Source organism: Alkalihalobacillus deserti (assembly GCF_020734105.1).
Classification (GTDB): Bacteria; Bacillota; Bacilli; order Bacillales; family Bacillaceae_D; genus Halalkalibacter; species Halalkalibacter deserti.
In genome coordinates this window covers 271,976-287,983 of the sequence record NZ_JAJAFR010000001.1, presented here as the reverse complement: position 1 = coordinate 287,983, position 16,008 = coordinate 271,976, and the positions used below count along the sequence as shown (strand labels likewise).

Sequence of the window (16,008 nt, the reverse complement as noted above, 5' to 3'; positions counted from 1 at the left end):
ACATTTACCCTCCATTCTTTGGTGAAAATGTTAATGTAATCGTTGTCCCTTTCCCTTTCTTGCTATCTATTTCTAACCTTCCTTTATTTTCATGAACATATTGGTTTGCTATCGCTAAACCTAGGCCGGTACCTTTTTCTTTTGTCGTGTAGAAGGGCTCTAAAGCTTGGAGCTGCTCTGTTTCATCCATACCAGCTCCTTTGTCTGAGACTTTCATCACAATACCGTTATCCTTTGAGTATGCTTTTAATTTTACGATCCGATCTTCTACTTCATCGTTAGTATCGATAGCATCTAAGCTATTAATAATGAGGTTAATAATAACTTGTTTTAATTGATTAGAATCGGCTTCAATCCAGAGTTCATCTTCTGTTTCGGATACTAAAGAGATCCCTTTATTTAGAGCCGTACGCTCAAATAAAATCGTACATTCTTTCGTGATTAAAGATACATCAATCCGTTCTTTATTTAACTGTTTTGGTTTCGCATAATCAATTAAACCTTCAATTAGCTGATTGACTCGTTCAATTTCTTGAGGGACATACGTGGAAATCTCTTTTTGAAAACGTTCATTATTATATTTGCGGGGGATCAGTTCAGCAAATGTCTTAATCGATGTGAGCGGGTTACGAATTTCATGTGCAATCCCAGCAACGACTCTGCCCAAAGCTTTATTTTTTTCTTGTTCGAAAATTTGCAAACGTAACTTTCTTTCTTCTGTAATATCTTCAAATGTAACAATGAGACCATTTAAGCGTTTTTTAAAGTCAAATAAAGGATAAACATAGTAACGTAGATAGAAAGTACGGTGTTCATCGCGCTCCCAGACGGATTCTTCACCTAAAAATAAGTTTTTTGTTTGAAACACTTGAGCAAAACGGCCTTCCAATAGTTTTTGTAACAACAGAACTTGTTCGTAATGCAGACCGACGACCGGGTCTGGTTCTCCTGATATTTCTATAGCTTTTGTATTAAAAGATGTGATCAGCCCATCTTGATTAACCGTAACAATTCCACGCGGACTGCTATTTAGTATTTGTTTCTGAAATTCATCACTGTTTTTCATTTGTGCTATTTTTTCTTGAAGCTGATAATTTATTTGGTTTAAGCCATTCGTTTTCTTTGATACTTCTCTTTGTAATTGTCTGTTCCAACGCAATCCGATAAAGGAAAAGATAATAGCTAAAAAAAGCAACGATCCAATGATTTGAATAACGAGCCAGAGGCGATCCGTTAAGTCATTCCCCCAATCAAACCACTTCTCATATAATGCACTATAGGTGCCATCACTTTTGATCTCCCGAATGGCGCGATTTAATTGACTAAGTAACAAATAATTCTCTTTTTTGACAGCCATCGTATAATCAATAGGGAGTAAATAATTGCCGACAATCTGATAATCATCCTGCCTTCCTGTTTGCTCTAACACGTACTGAGCTGTGATCACATTTCCAACAAATGCATTAGCACGACCTTTAAATAGTAGATCTAAAGCAGTAACTTGATTGCTTGCTACATGATACTTAATCCTACGAATATTGCGTAAGAACTCATACTCTATTGTATCGCTTTGGAGGGCGGTCACCGCATTCGTTAATTGAGCTAGCCCTTTAATTTCATTATTTTTTTCATGAACAAGTAATCCAATCGATGTCCCTAAAATCGAGTCAGAGAAATCCATCACCCGAGCATGTTTTTCATTAAAGTGGGCACTTAATAAAAGATCTATCTGCTGATATTGAAGCTTTGTAATCGCCTCTTTTTGTGGGATTGGAATGTATTTGATCTCAGTTCCCATTCGCACGGCAATTTCATTCATCATATCAACGGCAAAACCTGCGGGCACTCCGTCTTCAGTAAAGTTAATTGGAGGAAGGTTTGGATCATAACCGACCACAAGAATAGTTGCTTCATCAGCATTTACCGTTGTTCCTAAAAAAGTTAATAATAAGCTCACTGCCAAGACTAGAATCACCTTTTTCATTTGTAACCCCTTATAAAAGTATTATTTATTTACCTATCGTAGTTGAAAATAGATTAAATGCCAAGCTAGTTTCTATTTATAAAAAATCAACAAACAATTTAGCAACAAGATGGTGCTTAGAGCAAAGGTGGTGCAATTATTTACGAATCCATGCAATTATTGAAATTCAATATAAAATGGCAGGTTTGGTGAATAGATTTTAAGCCTAATTTAATTTTTTTTGCTCAGTTTTATAGATTTACTCATTTAACAAAAAAGAGGAGATACAAACTGACGTTGTTTGCATCTCCGGACGTATGTTGATTCGTAGTTTTCTTCTCTGTTTCGAAAGAATAACTATTACAGTTGATCTATTTTGTCTTAAAAGCTGGTTAAAATAGGATACATCACTTTTATTCACTTAATGCCTGCATACTTTTGCTTTTTAGTAGATGTTATTAGATTGTTATTTGCCTATCAATATTTCCATTTAAGAACTGCATCAAAATAGAAGTGGTGAAACTTTGACACTAACGACGAAAACTTTCCTACCTTCATTAGATCAATTAGAAAAAGAGTCTCATACGTAAATGAGACTCTCTATCCCTCTTATTCTTTTTTATTTTCATCTTTCTGAAGTTCTGTTAATTTGGCAAGCAGAATATGCTGTGGCATATGCATAATTTGTTCAAGTGGAACATTTAGTGATTTGGCTAGTTTTTGAGCCGTGTCTGCAGAGATTTGTAATGGTCTCATCGTCATCCCCCTAATAATTTATTAGTTTTATTTAAACATACTTTGAAATGATGATCCAATGCAATATTTATTTAGATAGTTATCACTTCGTTTAAAATTAACATAATTACAAATATAGGAGGTACCCTACATGATCCATATCGTTAAAGCTGGTGAAACATTGTTTGCTATCTCTGAAGATTACCGAACCCCTCTTTCAGCTATTATCGCCGCGAATCCAAGTATAGATCCTAATATGATTTTGATCGGGCAACAAATAATTATACCTGGCCTTCCCTCACCTGATACCATCCCCTATACCATTCACATCTCTCTATCTAATCGAACTCTTACGTTAATGAATCAAGGAATCGTTCAAAAAGTCTACCCTGTTGGAGTTGGAAGGATGCTCCATGACACTCCAGTGGGGGATTTTGTCATTGTGAACAGAGCCCCTAATCCTGGTGGACCTTTTGGCACTATGTGGTTGAGTTTATCCAAAAAGTCTTATGGAATTCATGGAACAAATGATCCAAGTTCAATTGGACACTATGTCTCTCTCGGTTGTGTTAGGATGTATAACCAAGATGTGGAGGAATTAGCCAGAACCGTTCCCAATGGGACTGCAGTTTATATCAGACCATAGATAAAGCATAGGCGCAAACATTCTATACCTTCGTCCCATTATGATAAACTGATAAAAAGAAGAATCGGAGGTATGGGAATGCAACTTCACAAGGTAACAACATTAGCAGAAAGAAAAAAAATCATACGACAAACAGTTAAGGCTTTTGCTAAACGTGCAAAAATACACGATGAAGAAAATACATTTCCGATAGAGAACATCGAAGACCTAAAAAATATAGGATATACCTCTCTCACCGTTCCAAAATCCTTTGGTGGACAAGGTCTTCCATTATCTGAATGGCTACCATTGCAAGAAATCATTGCCGAAGCAGATGGTTCAACAGCATTGTCAATTGGCTGGCATATGGGAATTGTTTCACAATTAGGCGAACGATTACATTGGCCTAGGAAAATTTCTAGCCAACTATTTCGTGAGATTGTGCAAGAAGGTAATTTACTTAATGCCGCTGCGTCCGAGGCGGAAACAGGAAGTCCGACACGAGGAGGGAAACCGACCACTCTTGCTCATAAGAACGGTCATTTATGGATCGTCTCTGGACGAAAAAACTTTACTTCTATGGCCCCGGCTTTAGATTATTTTATTGTTTCGGCAACTATGGAAGATGGTCAGGTTGGAAACTTTTTAATTCACCATTCTGCTAAAGGTGTTCGAATTGAAGAGACGTGGAACTCAATTGCAATGAGAGGCACAGCTAGCCACGATCTACACCTAGATCAGGTCGAAGTTCCTGAAGACCATTTTGTAGAAGTCATTCATCCAGGAAACAAACGACCAGCAGGCTGGCTTTTACATATCCCAGCTTGCTATCTAGGCATCGCCCAAGCAGCTCAAAATTACGCGATTGACTTTGCAAAATTCTATTCTCCAAATAGCCTTGATGGTACTATTAAAGAATTGCCCAATGTTCAAGCGAAGATTGGTGAAAATGAAGCGGCTCTAATGCAAGCTCGCTACTTTCTCTATGGCGTTTCAAAGAAATGGGATTCAAGTAACGAAGAAGAACAACATTTGATGCAATCAGAACTTGGTGCTGTGAAATATCACGTTGTTAATGCAGCCATTGGTATAGTCGACCGCGCAATGAGAGTCGTTGGCGCTCAAAGTTTGTTTAAAAACAATGCGATACAGCGTTATTATCGTGATGTCCGTGCCGGGCTTCATAACCCGCCAATGGATGACCTTACATTAATCCTGCTAGCTAAAGAGGCCTTCCAAAGATCTTACAAGTAAATAACCATTGACAAAAAAATCAACTAGATCTATTATTAATATATTGGACTACCGAGAGATCAAACGGGAAAGATAGAAGTAAGGCTCACTTTAGCTTGTTGTTGATGAAAAATCGATAATAAGAAAAAGTCTCGGCTACTTCGGTCTGTTACGTTTATGGTAAATCGGCATATTTCTTTCGCAAGATGAAAGAAGTATGCCGTTTTTTTGTACCAAAGTCAGCAACTGGAGGTATGATATGCAAGTGGTTAAAAAGAAAGGCACGTTAGAGGCCACCATCTCTAAAACTTTAACCCAGTGGGAGAAGGACTTCTTAGGAAGAGGATCGGTTTCTGTAAAAACTGATATTATTCGCGATATGATTATTGTGACGCTTAAAGGTGTACTTACTCCAGCTGAATACGCACTCTGCCAAAAAGATGAAGGCCGATTATCGATTAAAAAAATTCGTTGTGAGCTCGTTGAGTCTGGTCGAGACCTATTAGGAGAGCTTATTCAGGAATTAGTTGGAGAAGAAGTTATTACCTTTCATACGGATATTAGCACGAAAACCGGTGAGCGCCTTATGGTTTTTAGGTTAGCCAATGACATTGAAAAAACATTAGATTCTTAATAAGGGAGATCTTTAAACAGCTACTTTTAGCTTGTTAAAGGTAAACCGACAATTATTAGTTACATGACTCAGATAGAGTCTGTACTGTTAATTGTCGGTTTTTTTTATGTAAAAACTGAAATGGAGGAGAAAAACATGTATGAAATTATCTTTCAAAATTTACTTTCACCGGTTGTCTTGTTTTTTGTATTAGGATTATTTGCAGCACTTGTTAAATCGGATTTGAAATTTCCAAAAGCTTTAAATGAAACATTAAGCATTTTTCTATTAGTTGCGATTGGTCTTAAGGGTGGGATTGAACTTTCTAAATACTCATTTCATGAAGTAATTAGTCCGGTAATAGCTACTTTATTTATTGGTTCTTTATTACCAATCATTGTTCTTGTTCTGTTAAAAACAATTAAGCTGGATACAAAAAATGCAGTAGGTTTAGCCGCTACTTATGGATCTGTAAGCATTGTGACGTACGGGGCAGCCATTTCTTTTCTCGATCATGTTGGAACTAGTTATGAGGGATTTATGAATGCAATGGTCGTGTTAATGGAAAGTCCAGCTATTATCATTTCACTTATTTTACTAAAAGTATTGGATCGGAAAGAAATTAGCTCTGAAGTTTATCACCCCCAAAAGTTGGCTATTTCATCTCCAGCGACATCTTTCCTTGATAAGGAAGTTTTAAAGGAAGCTTTTTTTGGAAAAAGTATTATTCTTCTGCTAGGTGCACTTCTTATTGGGCTGGTCGTAGGAGAGAATGCGGTACCAATCATTCAACCTTTATTTATCGATTTATATAGCAGCGTGCTCATTCTTTTCTTATTAAGTATGGGGTTAACAGCTGGTGAACGTCTACCAGAAGTGCGAAAACATGGTCCAAAGCTTCTTTTATTTGGTATTATCATGCCGATCATTGGTGGGGCACTCGGAGTGTTAGTTGGGAATGCGATTGGATTATCTGTTGGGGGAATGACTCTAATGGGCGTTCTTTCTGGAAGTGCTTCTTATATCGCCGCTCCTGCTGCACTTCGCACTTCAGTCCCAGAAGCCAATCCCTCGATTTACTTAGGTTTAGCACTTGGAATTACATTTCCATTTAATCTAATTATCGGAATCCCTCTTTTCTATCAATTAGCTGGATGGCTTACGTCAATCTAAGATTCTATTGGTAGCACGTTCTGATGTAGTTAACTAAAGTAGGCAGTTCAAAGAGGTGACAAAATTCATTTGTCACCTCTTGAAGCATCTATACTCTGGAAATAAGACTCTAATGAATTTCATTATAAATCAGTGGTGGTCTTTCAATTCCTTTATCCGTAATCGAATACGCTGATAAAATCATTTCAATTACTTGACTGATTTCTTGTTTGTTGGCATGTACCGTCACAAGTGAATCTCCAACTTCGACTCGATCTCCGATTTTTTTATTCAGCACAAGTCCAACAGCTAAGTCAATGGTAGAGTCTTTTGTAGCACGACCTGCACCAAGTAACATCGCTGCTGTGCCCATTTTATCGGCAACGATCGATGAAACGGTTCCAGTTTCTTTAGTTTTTATATCGATCAGATATTTGGCAGCAGGTAGTTTTTCAGGGTAATCTACAATCGATGCATCTCCATTTTGAGATTTAATAAAAACCTTTAATGTTTCAAGAGCTTTTCCGTTTGCGATTACTTCCTCCAACTTCTTGCGTGCCTCTTTAATGGAAGAAGCTTTTTTGGCTAAATAAACCATTTGACTTCCTAAAGTTAAGCAAAGTTCCCTCAAATCATCTGGTCCTTCTCCTCTGAGCATGTCAATGGCTTCTTTTACCTCAAGAGCATTGCCAATTGTTCGTCCAAGCGGTTGATTCATGTCTGATATGATCGCAATCGTATCACGTCCTAAATTTTTACCAATAGCCACCATCGCTTCAGCTAATTCTTTCGATTGCTCAAGCTCTTTCATAAAAGCACCTGAACCTGTTTTAACATCTAACACAATCGCATCCGCACCAGACGCAATTTTTTTACTCATGATCGAGCTTGCAATTAAAGGAATGGAATTCACTGTTGCCGTAACATCACGAAGAGCATAAAGCTTTTTATCTGCTGGTGTTAAATTCCCTGTTTGTCCTACAACAGCAAGCTTATTCTTATTGACAAGTTCAGTAAATTGAGTTGTATCAATCTCCACATTGAAACCAGGAATTGCCTCGAGCTTATCAATGGTTCCTCCAGTATGACCAAGACCTCTACCTGACATTTTAGCAACGGGAACACCTACTGCAGCAACAAGTGGAGCGAGCGCAATCGTTGTCTTATCACCAACTCCTCCTGTTGAGTGCTTATCTACTTTTATGCCATCAATTGCAGATAAATCAATTTGATCACCAGACTCTACCATCGCCATTGTTAATTCTGCACGCTCATTTGTCGTCATGTCTTGGAAGAAAATCGCCATGGCAAAAGCCGAAATTTGATAATCAGGGATGTCACCTTTTGTATAGCCTTCGATTGCAAAGCGAATCTCCTCTTTGGTTAACTCCTGGCCATCTCTTTTCTTTTCTATAAGGTCTACCATACGCATATGCGTCCACTCCCTTTTAACAAGTCGTGTTAATACTCTTCAATATTCAACCAACAATCTTGGCAATACCTGACACAATAATAAGTTATACATATGTAGGCCTTTATATTAATATATGGTTTAACTACATATCCTTAACAATGGCTTTAACAAGTGAAAGGAAGTCTGTTTTGACGCGCTCAGTCGTCTCTATTACTTCATCATGTGACAACGGTTGTGGCAAAATGCCTGCGGCCATGTTTGAAATACATGAGACTCCCAACACTTCTAGATCTGCATGACGAGCTACGATCACTTCTGGTACTGTTGACATTCCAACTGCATCAGCCCCTATTACCCGAAGCATTCTTACCTCAGCTGGAGTTTCATATGCTGGTCCTGTATTACCAACATAAACACCTTCTTGGATTGCGATGTTTAAACTTTCCGCTTTTTCACGCGCTAACTTACGTAAACGCTCTGAATAGGCGTTCGACATGTCTGGGAAACGTACACCCTTTAATTCATCATTAGGCCCTATTAATGGATTCTGCCCCATATTATTAATTTGGTCTTGAATAATCATTAGATTGCCTGCCTCATAAGCTTCATTTACACCGCCTGCCGCATTGGTGACGATCATCTTCTCAATACCTAAAGCTTTCATCACACGTACCGGAAATGTGACCACGTCCATACTATATCCCTCATAAAAATGAAAGCGGCCTTGCATCGCCACTACTTGCTTGCCTTCTAGTGTTCCAAAGACTAATTGCCCTGCGTGTCCAGCAACAGTTGATACTGGGAAGTTTGGAATTTCATTGTAAGGGACCTTAATTGGATTTTTAATCTCTTCAGCAAGTACACCAAGACCAGATCCTAGAATAAGACCAATTTCAGGTGTTTGATTGGTTTTTCCTTTTAAAAAAGATGTAGTTTGTTCAATCGGATTCATTTTAATTCCCCTCCTATAACTTCTGTAAAAAACTAGTTCCATATTTTGGTCGTGTAACGGCAAAATTATCCGCAATGGTCGCTCCGATATCGGCGAAAGTTTGACGCGTACCTAAGTTTCTTGCTTCCGTTTGTTTTCTGTTATACACAATTAAAGGGACAAATTCACGTGTGTGATCTGTGCCTGAATAGGTTGGATCATTTCCGTGATCAGCGGTAATGATTAGTAAATCTTTCTCCCCCAGTTCATCTATTACCTGCTTTAACTGCGAATCAAACTGTTCAAGTGCTTGCCCATACCCAATTGGATCCCGTCTATGACCATATTTCGCATCGAAATCAACTAAGTTTACAAAACTAAGACCAGTAAAAGGCTTACGAATGGTCTCGATCAGTTTTTCCATTCCATCATCATTCGAGATTGTGCGAATAGATTCTGTAATTCCTTCACCGTCATAAATATCAGAAATTTTACCAATGGCAATTGAATCAAATCCACTATCGGCAAGTTCATTCATGACAGTACGGTCAAATGGCTTAAGGGCATAATCATGACGATTTGGTGTCCTTTCCCAATTTCCTTCACTTCCGACAAAAGGGCGGGCGATGATACGTCCTACCATATATTTAGGATCTAGTGTCAGCTTACGAGCTTTCTGACAAATCTCATATAGCTCCTCTATCGGAACAACATCTTCATGTGCCGCAATTTGAAGAACCGAATCAGCGGACGTATATACGATTAAATCTCCTGTCTTAACATGTTTGGAGCCAAGTTCATCTAATATTTCCGTACCAGAGGCTACCTTATTGCCAATCATTTTACGCCCCCACTGCTTTTCTAATTCCGCTACTAACTCCGGCGGAAATCCGTCTGGAAATACTTGAAAGGGCTCTTGAATATTCAAGCCCATTAGTTCCCAATGTCCTGTCATCGTATCTTTTCCGCTCGAAGCTTCTTGCATGATGCCATAGTGAGCGAGCGGTTTTTCCACTTTTTCAATTCCTGGGATCATACGAATGTGACTTAGACCTAACTTTTCCATATTCGGCATTTTAAGACCATTCATTTTTTCAGCAATGTGTTTAAGTGTATGTGAATCCTCATCGCCGAATTCAGCTGCATCAGGAGCTTCTCCAATTCCAACAGAATCCATAACAATTAAAAATACTCGATCAAATCGAAACGTACCCAAAGTTAGATTCCCCCTTTTTCTTATACTATGCCCTACTTTTATTATAATTTGAAAGTGAGAAAGTTGTCAGAAGTCCGACCTCTTTAGATATAAATCTCTATGCTCGTGGATGGTGCTGAGCATAGACATCTTTCATTCTTGCTTTTGTTACGTGGGTGTATATTTGTGTAGTCGAAATATCTACATGACCAAGCATCTCTTGAACAGCCCTAAGGTCTGCTCCATTTTCAAGCAGATGTGTAGCAAATGAATGCCTTAATGTATGTGGAGTTAATGGCTTTTTAATATTTGCTTTCTCTGCTAGTTGTTTTAAAATTTTCCAGAAACCCTGTCTCGATAATGGTTTACCGTGATGATTAACAAATAACACATCATGACGATTTTTTTTCATAAGACCGAGACGACTATTTTCAAGATACCTTTGTAAAGCTTTTGTTGCTTCTCCACCTAATGGGATAATTCTCTCTTTGTTTCCTTTTCCAATACATCTCACAAAACCCATTGTCAAATGAGTATCTGTTACAGTTAAATTTATTAATTCAGAAACACGCATACCAGTTGCGTAGAGTGTCTCTAACATCGCTCTATTTCGAATAGAAAAAGGATCACTATCAATTGGTACAGCTAATAATGCTTCTACCTCTTGCATCGATAACACTTTAGGTAGACGCTTTGCTCTTTTGGGTATGTTTAAATGTACAGAAGGATCTTGATCAGCTAGCTTTTCACGCAAAGCAAATTGGTGAAAGGCCCTGATCGAGGCAATGGTCCTAGCGATCGTTGTCTCAGCACGTCCCTGTTCTTTAAGGATATATAAATATTGAACAATGGTTTGTCGATCAATTTCCTTGATATTAGCCTTATTCTCAACATTTTTCACATATAGTTCGTACTGCTTTAAATCGCGCTCATACGATTGAATTGTATTTCTTGCCAAGCCACGTTCCACTTGTATGTAATGTAAAAACTCGGTTATCTCTTTCCCCAAACTAAATCGCTCCCATCATGAGCTAATTACTATTCTCCTTCTCGGTAAAACATCACTAACCGTTCAATCCAAGAAGTTGAATTCACACCACTAGTCTCCATTTGAAAGACTTTAACAGCCTTTCCTTGAGGCTCATCATAGCGATGGTAGCTTTCATATTCTTGACTTACCCATAGAATACCATAATAAAAGAGAAGAGTGCATCCCATAAACAAGAGAAACACTTTTAATGTTTGAATGACTAAATAAAACCATGACCTCATGGGACATACCTCCGCTTTTGACTTCGAGTCATTAAGCCCTTAATACAAGCTATGCCAAAAACCATAGAGAATATACCAGACTATAATCAAAAAGGTCGGTTTTCACCTTTTTGATTATAGTCTGAGCACTGAGCGGGACCACTGCCTTCTTTTAAGCCCCTTCTAAAGTGCACTTCTTAGAATGGGCGCTTAGCGTGTGGAGCCAGTGCCACTTCCATTATTCAATAAGTTTTATAGATTCCGGCAACTTCGTGTAACAATTCAGCAACTTTAAGCTCTTTTCCGGCAACTCCATGAAACTATTCAGCAACTTCAAGCTCTTTTTCGGCAACTTCGTGCAACAATTCAGCAACTTCGAGTCCTTTTCCGGCAACTTTAGTTAACTCACTGCTCCTTACTTTATTAAACAAAATTAAACAAAAAGCCTGTTCTTAAAGAACAAGCCTCTTTCCGAATCCATTATTCTTCCGTTCCTGTTTCATCCTCTTTATCATGACAGCGATGACATATACCATGAAATGTTAAGCGGTGGTCTTTAATTTTAAAATTCCAATCTCGTTCAACTACTTCTTCTACATCACCTAATAAGTCTTCTTGAATTTCATCCACAGCTCCACACTCAATACAAACGAGATGATGGTGAAAATGAGCTGCTCCTTCTTGACGTAAATCAAAACGAGATACACCATCTCCAAAATTTATCTTATCTACTATTTTTAATTCAGCTAGTAGTTCGAGTGTGCGATAAACAGTAGCTAGTCCTATTTCAGGTGATTTATCTTTTACGAGGAGGTAAACATCCTCTGCACTTAAATGGTCTTCTTCGTGTTCGAGCAGCACTCTTACCGTTGCTTCTCGTTGTGGTGTAAGCTTATAACTTTGTGAGTGCAGATGTTTTTTTATCCGATCTAGTCGTTTCTCCATAGTTCATGCCTCCCCTCAACCCTTTTACCTCCTTTCATTATAATCATTCAAAAAAACAGTGTCAATCGATAATGATTATTACCTTAAATAACAATAATAATTATCATATAATTATTATTGTTATTTCTATACGTTAGTTGTTATTACCCAACGCATTAAGACAGGTGAAACATATGCTTCAAAAGCCGAAGCGAATACAAGAACTGATCCTACACAAAGGATGAGTAAAGAATATTTCATAAACTGCGGGAAGATAGGCATATTTGTTCGTTTTATAAATTGCTGTCTCACCATTTTAAGGCAGAATGAGATACTAGCTGTTCCAACAATAATAAACGCGGGAACAAGAATGAAGTTTTGCGGCATAATTGAGACGAAGGCTAGGAAGAAACCTGACATACCCATCTGGTTGACTAAAAACCCAACCGTGAATCCAACAACGACACCTTTCAAAAAAAGGAGGATCAAGATAACAGGTAAACCTATGATCGATAAACCTAAAATCCACATCAAACCAAAGTATTTGGCATAGTGGGCAAAACTCTGACTAAAGATCGCTGATGATTGCGCAAGCTCGCCTTCTTGAACATGTCCAAAAAATTGGCTTAAATACATATATAAATCATGCTTTTGCGTTAAGCTCAAGCTGTTAACAATGATCGCTCCAAATACAATTCCAATTAGAAATAATACTGTCGTAAAAACATATATCGTTCGATTCTCTTCTAGATGGGCAGATATCATCTCTCTTAAACCGTACTTCATTACGTCATGACCCCCTCTTTTGCTCTTAGTCCAATCTATGAGACAAATCGGAAATCTATGACTATGATATGGCAGAGGTTATTAAAAAAGGTAGTTTTCATTCGTTTTTTTACATTTAACCTTATTCTATTTTCCCATACAGCCCTCCACCGCCTGCTTTAATAGATAGAGTTCCTTGTCTTGCAGCTATGATGGCAGAAGAGACGTTTGAAGAGACAATTTGTTTTAACTGTTCTTTTGTAACGTTATGTATAATGTTCATGTCTGTCCCAAAATGATCACGTAACTTTTCTAATGTTTTCTTGCCTAACTTAGGAATAAATTCTAACGGAATTTGATGATGATAAGGTGGCCTCTCCATTTGATTCGTATCGTAGTACGAAGAAGCCAACTCCTGTAAACGATCAGATACTCCCTTAATGAACACAGTTGATCCGCAACCTAAACAGGTTTGATCCTTTGTAGCTACTGAACATTTTGCACAAATGGTAGTAAAATATTTCCCTAATAACGGATTCAGACCGAAATTTGCTTTAATACGCCTCTCCTCAGTATTCTGTAAGGCTTTCTGAAATTCTTCAAATGATGGATTTTTTAATCTTAACACCTGGTACTCTCTTGCTATTTTCTCTAGAGAGTGTGCATCCGAATTGGTTAAATAAGGGTATCGGTGTAATTCGCTTATTTGATCAGCCATACTTGTATCACTACTTAAACCTAGTTCAATCGCATCAATTAAAAGTGGGTCAAATACCTCGGTCAAACTCTCTTCAACGCCTTTACCATATAAACTTTTAAAGGGAGTAAAAACGTGAGCAGGGATGAATAAACCATTTAAGTCTCGAACTTTTCTTTGTAGCACTTTCGCTCTTTCATATATTCTCTGAGAGCTTAAAGATGAATTTTTCATTCGTTGGGCGATCCATTCGCTAAACTCCCGCATCGCTTTTATCGTTGGAAGGAAAGCAAGAATATGAATCGGTCCACGGCAGTTTTCATCATAAAGTTCTATTTCAGATCCTAGCAAAAGCGTTACTCCTGAATATTGAACTCCACCGTCTGTTAACTCAAAGGCCTCACCACTCGTGAGATCATCTTCAATTTCATTAATAACCTCTTGAACATGGCAATCAATTACTCCGATCATATCAACCCCTTTTATCTCTTTAGCATAGTGAATGATCGATTTTAAGGTCAATGAAGGAGCAGCTGTTATTTTAACTGCTGCTCCTAATCGCGTACGCCCAATGTGTATATGTAAATCAGCAACATAATCTTGTAATTCTATCACGACTTCCTCAACTCTCTCATTTTCAAATATTGAATAGCGAATGCCGTTTTAGCATCGTGAATAACTTGATCCTTGATCATTTGTTCTGCTTCTTCAAGATTCACTTCTAATACATCAAGAAATTCATCATCATCTGTTTGACTAAAACCTTTCTTAAGTGTGTCTGTAAAATACATATAGATTAACTCGTCAGCAAAACCTGGTGAAGTGTAAAAAGAGATAATAAAATCTAGCTTTTCCGTTTTATAACCTGTTTCTTCTTCAAGTTCTCTCTTAGCAGAATGAAGTGGATCTTCACCTTGTTCAAGTTTACCCGCTGGAATTTCAACAATCACCTTATCTAACGCTTTTCGGTATTGCCTTACAAGGACGATATTCCCCTCTTTGGTTATCGGAATTACTGCAACTGCACCTGGATGTTTCACAACCTCCCGCGTACTAGTTTTCCCATTAGGAAGTTCAACCTCCTCTATTTGTAACTCTATGACACGACCTTTATAAACTTCAGTTGTTTTTGTGGTTTTTTCATATAAGTGATTCATCGTTTTCTCCCTTCATTATTTGGTTCTTTTTTTCTCATTTCTACATAAAACTGTAGCATACCTCTATATGAAAGGACGAGCCCAATGAAAATTTACGTTCATGACCAAGGAATTATTTTAGCTGGAAAGGCTTGGGAAGTAAAAGCCAAATTAAAACAAGCAAAAAAATCATTTGACCTCGTTGAAGATTGGGTCGAAAGTGTCCATCGTCAAACAGAAGTTAAAAGCCCTACTCGAATTGCCTCCGCAACGGCACAGAAAAACAACGGATCATCTCCATATTTGCGACCCATTGTTTGAATAGGCAAACTGGCCGTTTTTAGAGCTTGAATAACTAGGTCCGTAACATGGTCCTTTGAGGCAAAGTGGATGTTATGTTCTACTTGAAAAGGACGGTAACCATTCAATTGCTCTGTAACCTTCTGACGTTCCTTTCCCTCTAAATATGGAAGCGGTAAAACAGCTTGTTTAAACGTAAATTGACAAAGAGGAGTGAGAGTATGATGACTAAGTCCATTATGCCGTTTTCTAAAATCAGCAAAGGACAATCTTGGAATCCAAATGGGTATTCCTTCAAGAGCACTAATCGTGTGTGACCAATGAGACATAATCATTCCCGAAAAACCAAAACGTGTACCTGTACCAACAACACCAGGTCCAACAGAAATAACGATAAAATCTGCTTTTAGTGTATTTTTTGCAAATTGTAAGGCTGAAGCAATTGTTACTGCTTCAAATTGACCACCAAATGCTTGACCAACCGTAATGGAATGAAACTTGTCTTGTTGATGTAAGGCTCTAAGTTGATCGCTCATCGATAAAGCTAAGCCTGCTTGATCATCAAAAATAACACAGCAACGGCTGTCCGCTTTTATTTCTTGGGATACAAAATAAAAAAGCGGAACCATACTATGTAATTCCGCAAGCCAAACAGGGCTTCCCATTAATGAAAAGGATTCTGTGAATTGTTGATGATACTCACTTTCTTGTGACTCAATAGCGAGTACGCTATGTTGAATAGGCGTATAGCGTACTTTCATAATGTGGCCTTGAACTTCCATAAGACTCCAATTAGTAACAGGAAGAATTTCACGAACAATGTCCCATCCACCTGTACCAAGCTTTAAATCAGTAGCTGTCACATTTACGAGAACATCTGCTCCAATTTCCACTCGTTGTGTTATGGTTTTATAAAGAATCGCGCGCTTTGCTCCTTTGTCGGTTGTTAACTTCTGAATCTCCTTATCTTCATATTGAATGTTTACAACCTTTGTTTTCACTTGTTTATACATAGTCTCACGCCTTAATTAAACTTTTTACCATTTATGTCATATTTTCTTAGTGTAGCCAATT

General features: G+C 37.9%; 17 protein-coding genes. 5 read left to right on the top strand and 12 right to left on the bottom strand.

Features of this window, described 5'->3' with window-relative positions:
* Window positions 1-4: 4 nt before the first annotated feature.
* Together LDX58_RS01480 and LDX58_RS01475 are read right to left on the bottom strand one after the other, a co-directional pair.
* Window positions 5-1,984 carry a transporter substrate-binding domain-containing protein gene (locus LDX58_RS01480; RefSeq protein WP_227935086.1) on the bottom strand — a complete coding sequence of 660 codons (1,980 nt, stop codon included), beginning with the start codon at window positions 1,982-1,984 and terminating at the stop codon, window positions 5-7.
* A gap of 588 nt (window positions 1,985-2,572) precedes the next feature.
* Window positions 2,573-2,719, bottom strand: a complete 147-nt coding sequence (locus LDX58_RS01475) for a YycC family protein (protein ID WP_227935085.1) — start codon at window positions 2,717-2,719, stop codon at window positions 2,573-2,575.
* A 130-nt stretch (window positions 2,720-2,849) separates the two neighbouring features.
* On the opposite strand from LDX58_RS01475, the gene LDX58_RS01470 reads away from it, so the two are divergent.
* From LDX58_RS01470 to LDX58_RS01455, 4 genes are all read left to right on the top strand, one after another.
* Complete coding sequence (locus tag LDX58_RS01470; RefSeq protein WP_227935084.1) at window positions 2,850-3,344, top strand: L,D-transpeptidase family protein; 495 nt, start codon at window positions 2,850-2,852, stop codon at window positions 3,342-3,344.
* Between the two features lie 78 nt (window positions 3,345-3,422).
* Window positions 3,423-4,577 carry an acyl-CoA dehydrogenase family protein gene (locus tag LDX58_RS01465; protein WP_227935083.1) on the top strand — a complete coding sequence of 385 codons (1,155 nt, stop codon included), beginning with the start codon at window positions 3,423-3,425 and terminating at the stop codon, window positions 4,575-4,577.
* A 238-nt stretch (window positions 4,578-4,815) separates the two neighbouring features.
* Complete coding sequence (locus LDX58_RS01460) at window positions 4,816-5,190, top strand: Na-translocating system protein MpsC family protein (RefSeq protein ID WP_227935082.1); 375 nt, start codon at window positions 4,816-4,818, stop codon at window positions 5,188-5,190.
* Between the two features lie 135 nt (window positions 5,191-5,325).
* Window positions 5,326-6,342 (top strand): sodium-dependent bicarbonate transport family permease, encoded by a 1,017-nt coding sequence (locus tag LDX58_RS01455; protein WP_227935081.1) that lies wholly within the window; start codon window positions 5,326-5,328, stop codon window positions 6,340-6,342.
* Window positions 6,343-6,451: 109 nt separating this feature from the next.
* Here the strand turns inward: LDX58_RS01455 and LDX58_RS01450 are convergent, their stop codons facing one another.
* The 9 genes from LDX58_RS01450 to LDX58_RS01410 form a co-directional block, all read right to left on the bottom strand.
* Window positions 6,452-7,753 carry a pyrimidine-nucleoside phosphorylase gene (locus LDX58_RS01450; RefSeq protein ID WP_227935080.1) on the bottom strand — a complete coding sequence of 434 codons (1,302 nt, stop codon included), beginning with the start codon at window positions 7,751-7,753 and terminating at the stop codon, window positions 6,452-6,454.
* A gap of 124 nt (window positions 7,754-7,877) precedes the next feature.
* The gene (locus LDX58_RS01445) at window positions 7,878-8,687 is read right to left on the bottom strand and encodes a purine-nucleoside phosphorylase (RefSeq protein ID WP_227935079.1); all 810 of its coding nucleotides are present in this window, start codon (window positions 8,685-8,687) and stop codon (window positions 7,878-7,880) included.
* Between the two features lie 13 nt (window positions 8,688-8,700).
* Window positions 8,701-9,882, bottom strand: a complete 1,182-nt coding sequence (gene deoB / locus LDX58_RS01440; protein ID WP_227935078.1) for a phosphopentomutase — start codon at window positions 9,880-9,882, stop codon at window positions 8,701-8,703.
* 97 nt (window positions 9,883-9,979) lie between these two features.
* Window positions 9,980-10,870 (bottom strand): site-specific tyrosine recombinase XerD, encoded by an 891-nt coding sequence (gene xerD / locus LDX58_RS01435; RefSeq protein WP_227935077.1) that lies wholly within the window; start codon window positions 10,868-10,870, stop codon window positions 9,980-9,982.
* Window positions 10,871-10,899: 29 nt separating this feature from the next.
* Window positions 10,900-11,133 carry a YqzK family protein gene (locus LDX58_RS01430; protein WP_227935076.1) on the bottom strand — a complete coding sequence of 78 codons (234 nt, stop codon included), beginning with the start codon at window positions 11,131-11,133 and terminating at the stop codon, window positions 10,900-10,902.
* A 459-nt stretch (window positions 11,134-11,592) separates the two neighbouring features.
* Window positions 11,593-12,057 carry a ferric iron uptake transcriptional regulator gene (fur, locus tag LDX58_RS01425; protein WP_227935075.1) on the bottom strand — a complete coding sequence of 155 codons (465 nt, stop codon included), beginning with the start codon at window positions 12,055-12,057 and terminating at the stop codon, window positions 11,593-11,595.
* 126 nt (window positions 12,058-12,183) lie between these two features.
* Window positions 12,184-12,822: a stage II sporulation protein M gene (spoIIM, locus tag LDX58_RS01420; RefSeq protein ID WP_227935074.1), complete on the bottom strand. Its 639-nt coding sequence runs from the start codon at window positions 12,820-12,822 to the stop codon at window positions 12,184-12,186.
* A 121-nt stretch (window positions 12,823-12,943) separates the two neighbouring features.
* Window positions 12,944-14,113 carry an endonuclease Q family protein gene (locus LDX58_RS01415; protein ID WP_227935073.1) on the bottom strand — a complete coding sequence of 390 codons (1,170 nt, stop codon included), beginning with the start codon at window positions 14,111-14,113 and terminating at the stop codon, window positions 12,944-12,946.
* Complete coding sequence (locus LDX58_RS01410; protein ID WP_227935072.1) at window positions 14,110-14,655, bottom strand: NUDIX domain-containing protein; 546 nt, start codon at window positions 14,653-14,655, stop codon at window positions 14,110-14,112. The genes LDX58_RS01415 and LDX58_RS01410 overlap by 4 nt, the downstream gene beginning before the upstream one ends.
* An 84-nt stretch (window positions 14,656-14,739) precedes the next feature.
* Here LDX58_RS01410 and mciZ point away from each other — a divergent pair, with 84 nt between their 5' ends.
* Entirely contained in the window at window positions 14,740-14,955 is a 216-nt protein-coding gene (gene mciZ / locus LDX58_RS01405) for a Z-ring formation inhibitor MciZ (protein WP_227935071.1), read from the top strand.
* Here the strand turns inward: mciZ and LDX58_RS01400 are convergent.
* Window positions 14,865-15,947 carry a DUF3866 family protein gene (locus LDX58_RS01400; protein ID WP_227935070.1) on the bottom strand — a complete coding sequence of 361 codons (1,083 nt, stop codon included), beginning with the start codon at window positions 15,945-15,947 and terminating at the stop codon, window positions 14,865-14,867. The two genes, mciZ and LDX58_RS01400, sit on opposite strands and share 91 nt — an antisense overlap.
* Window positions 15,948-16,008 lie beyond the last annotated feature (61 nt).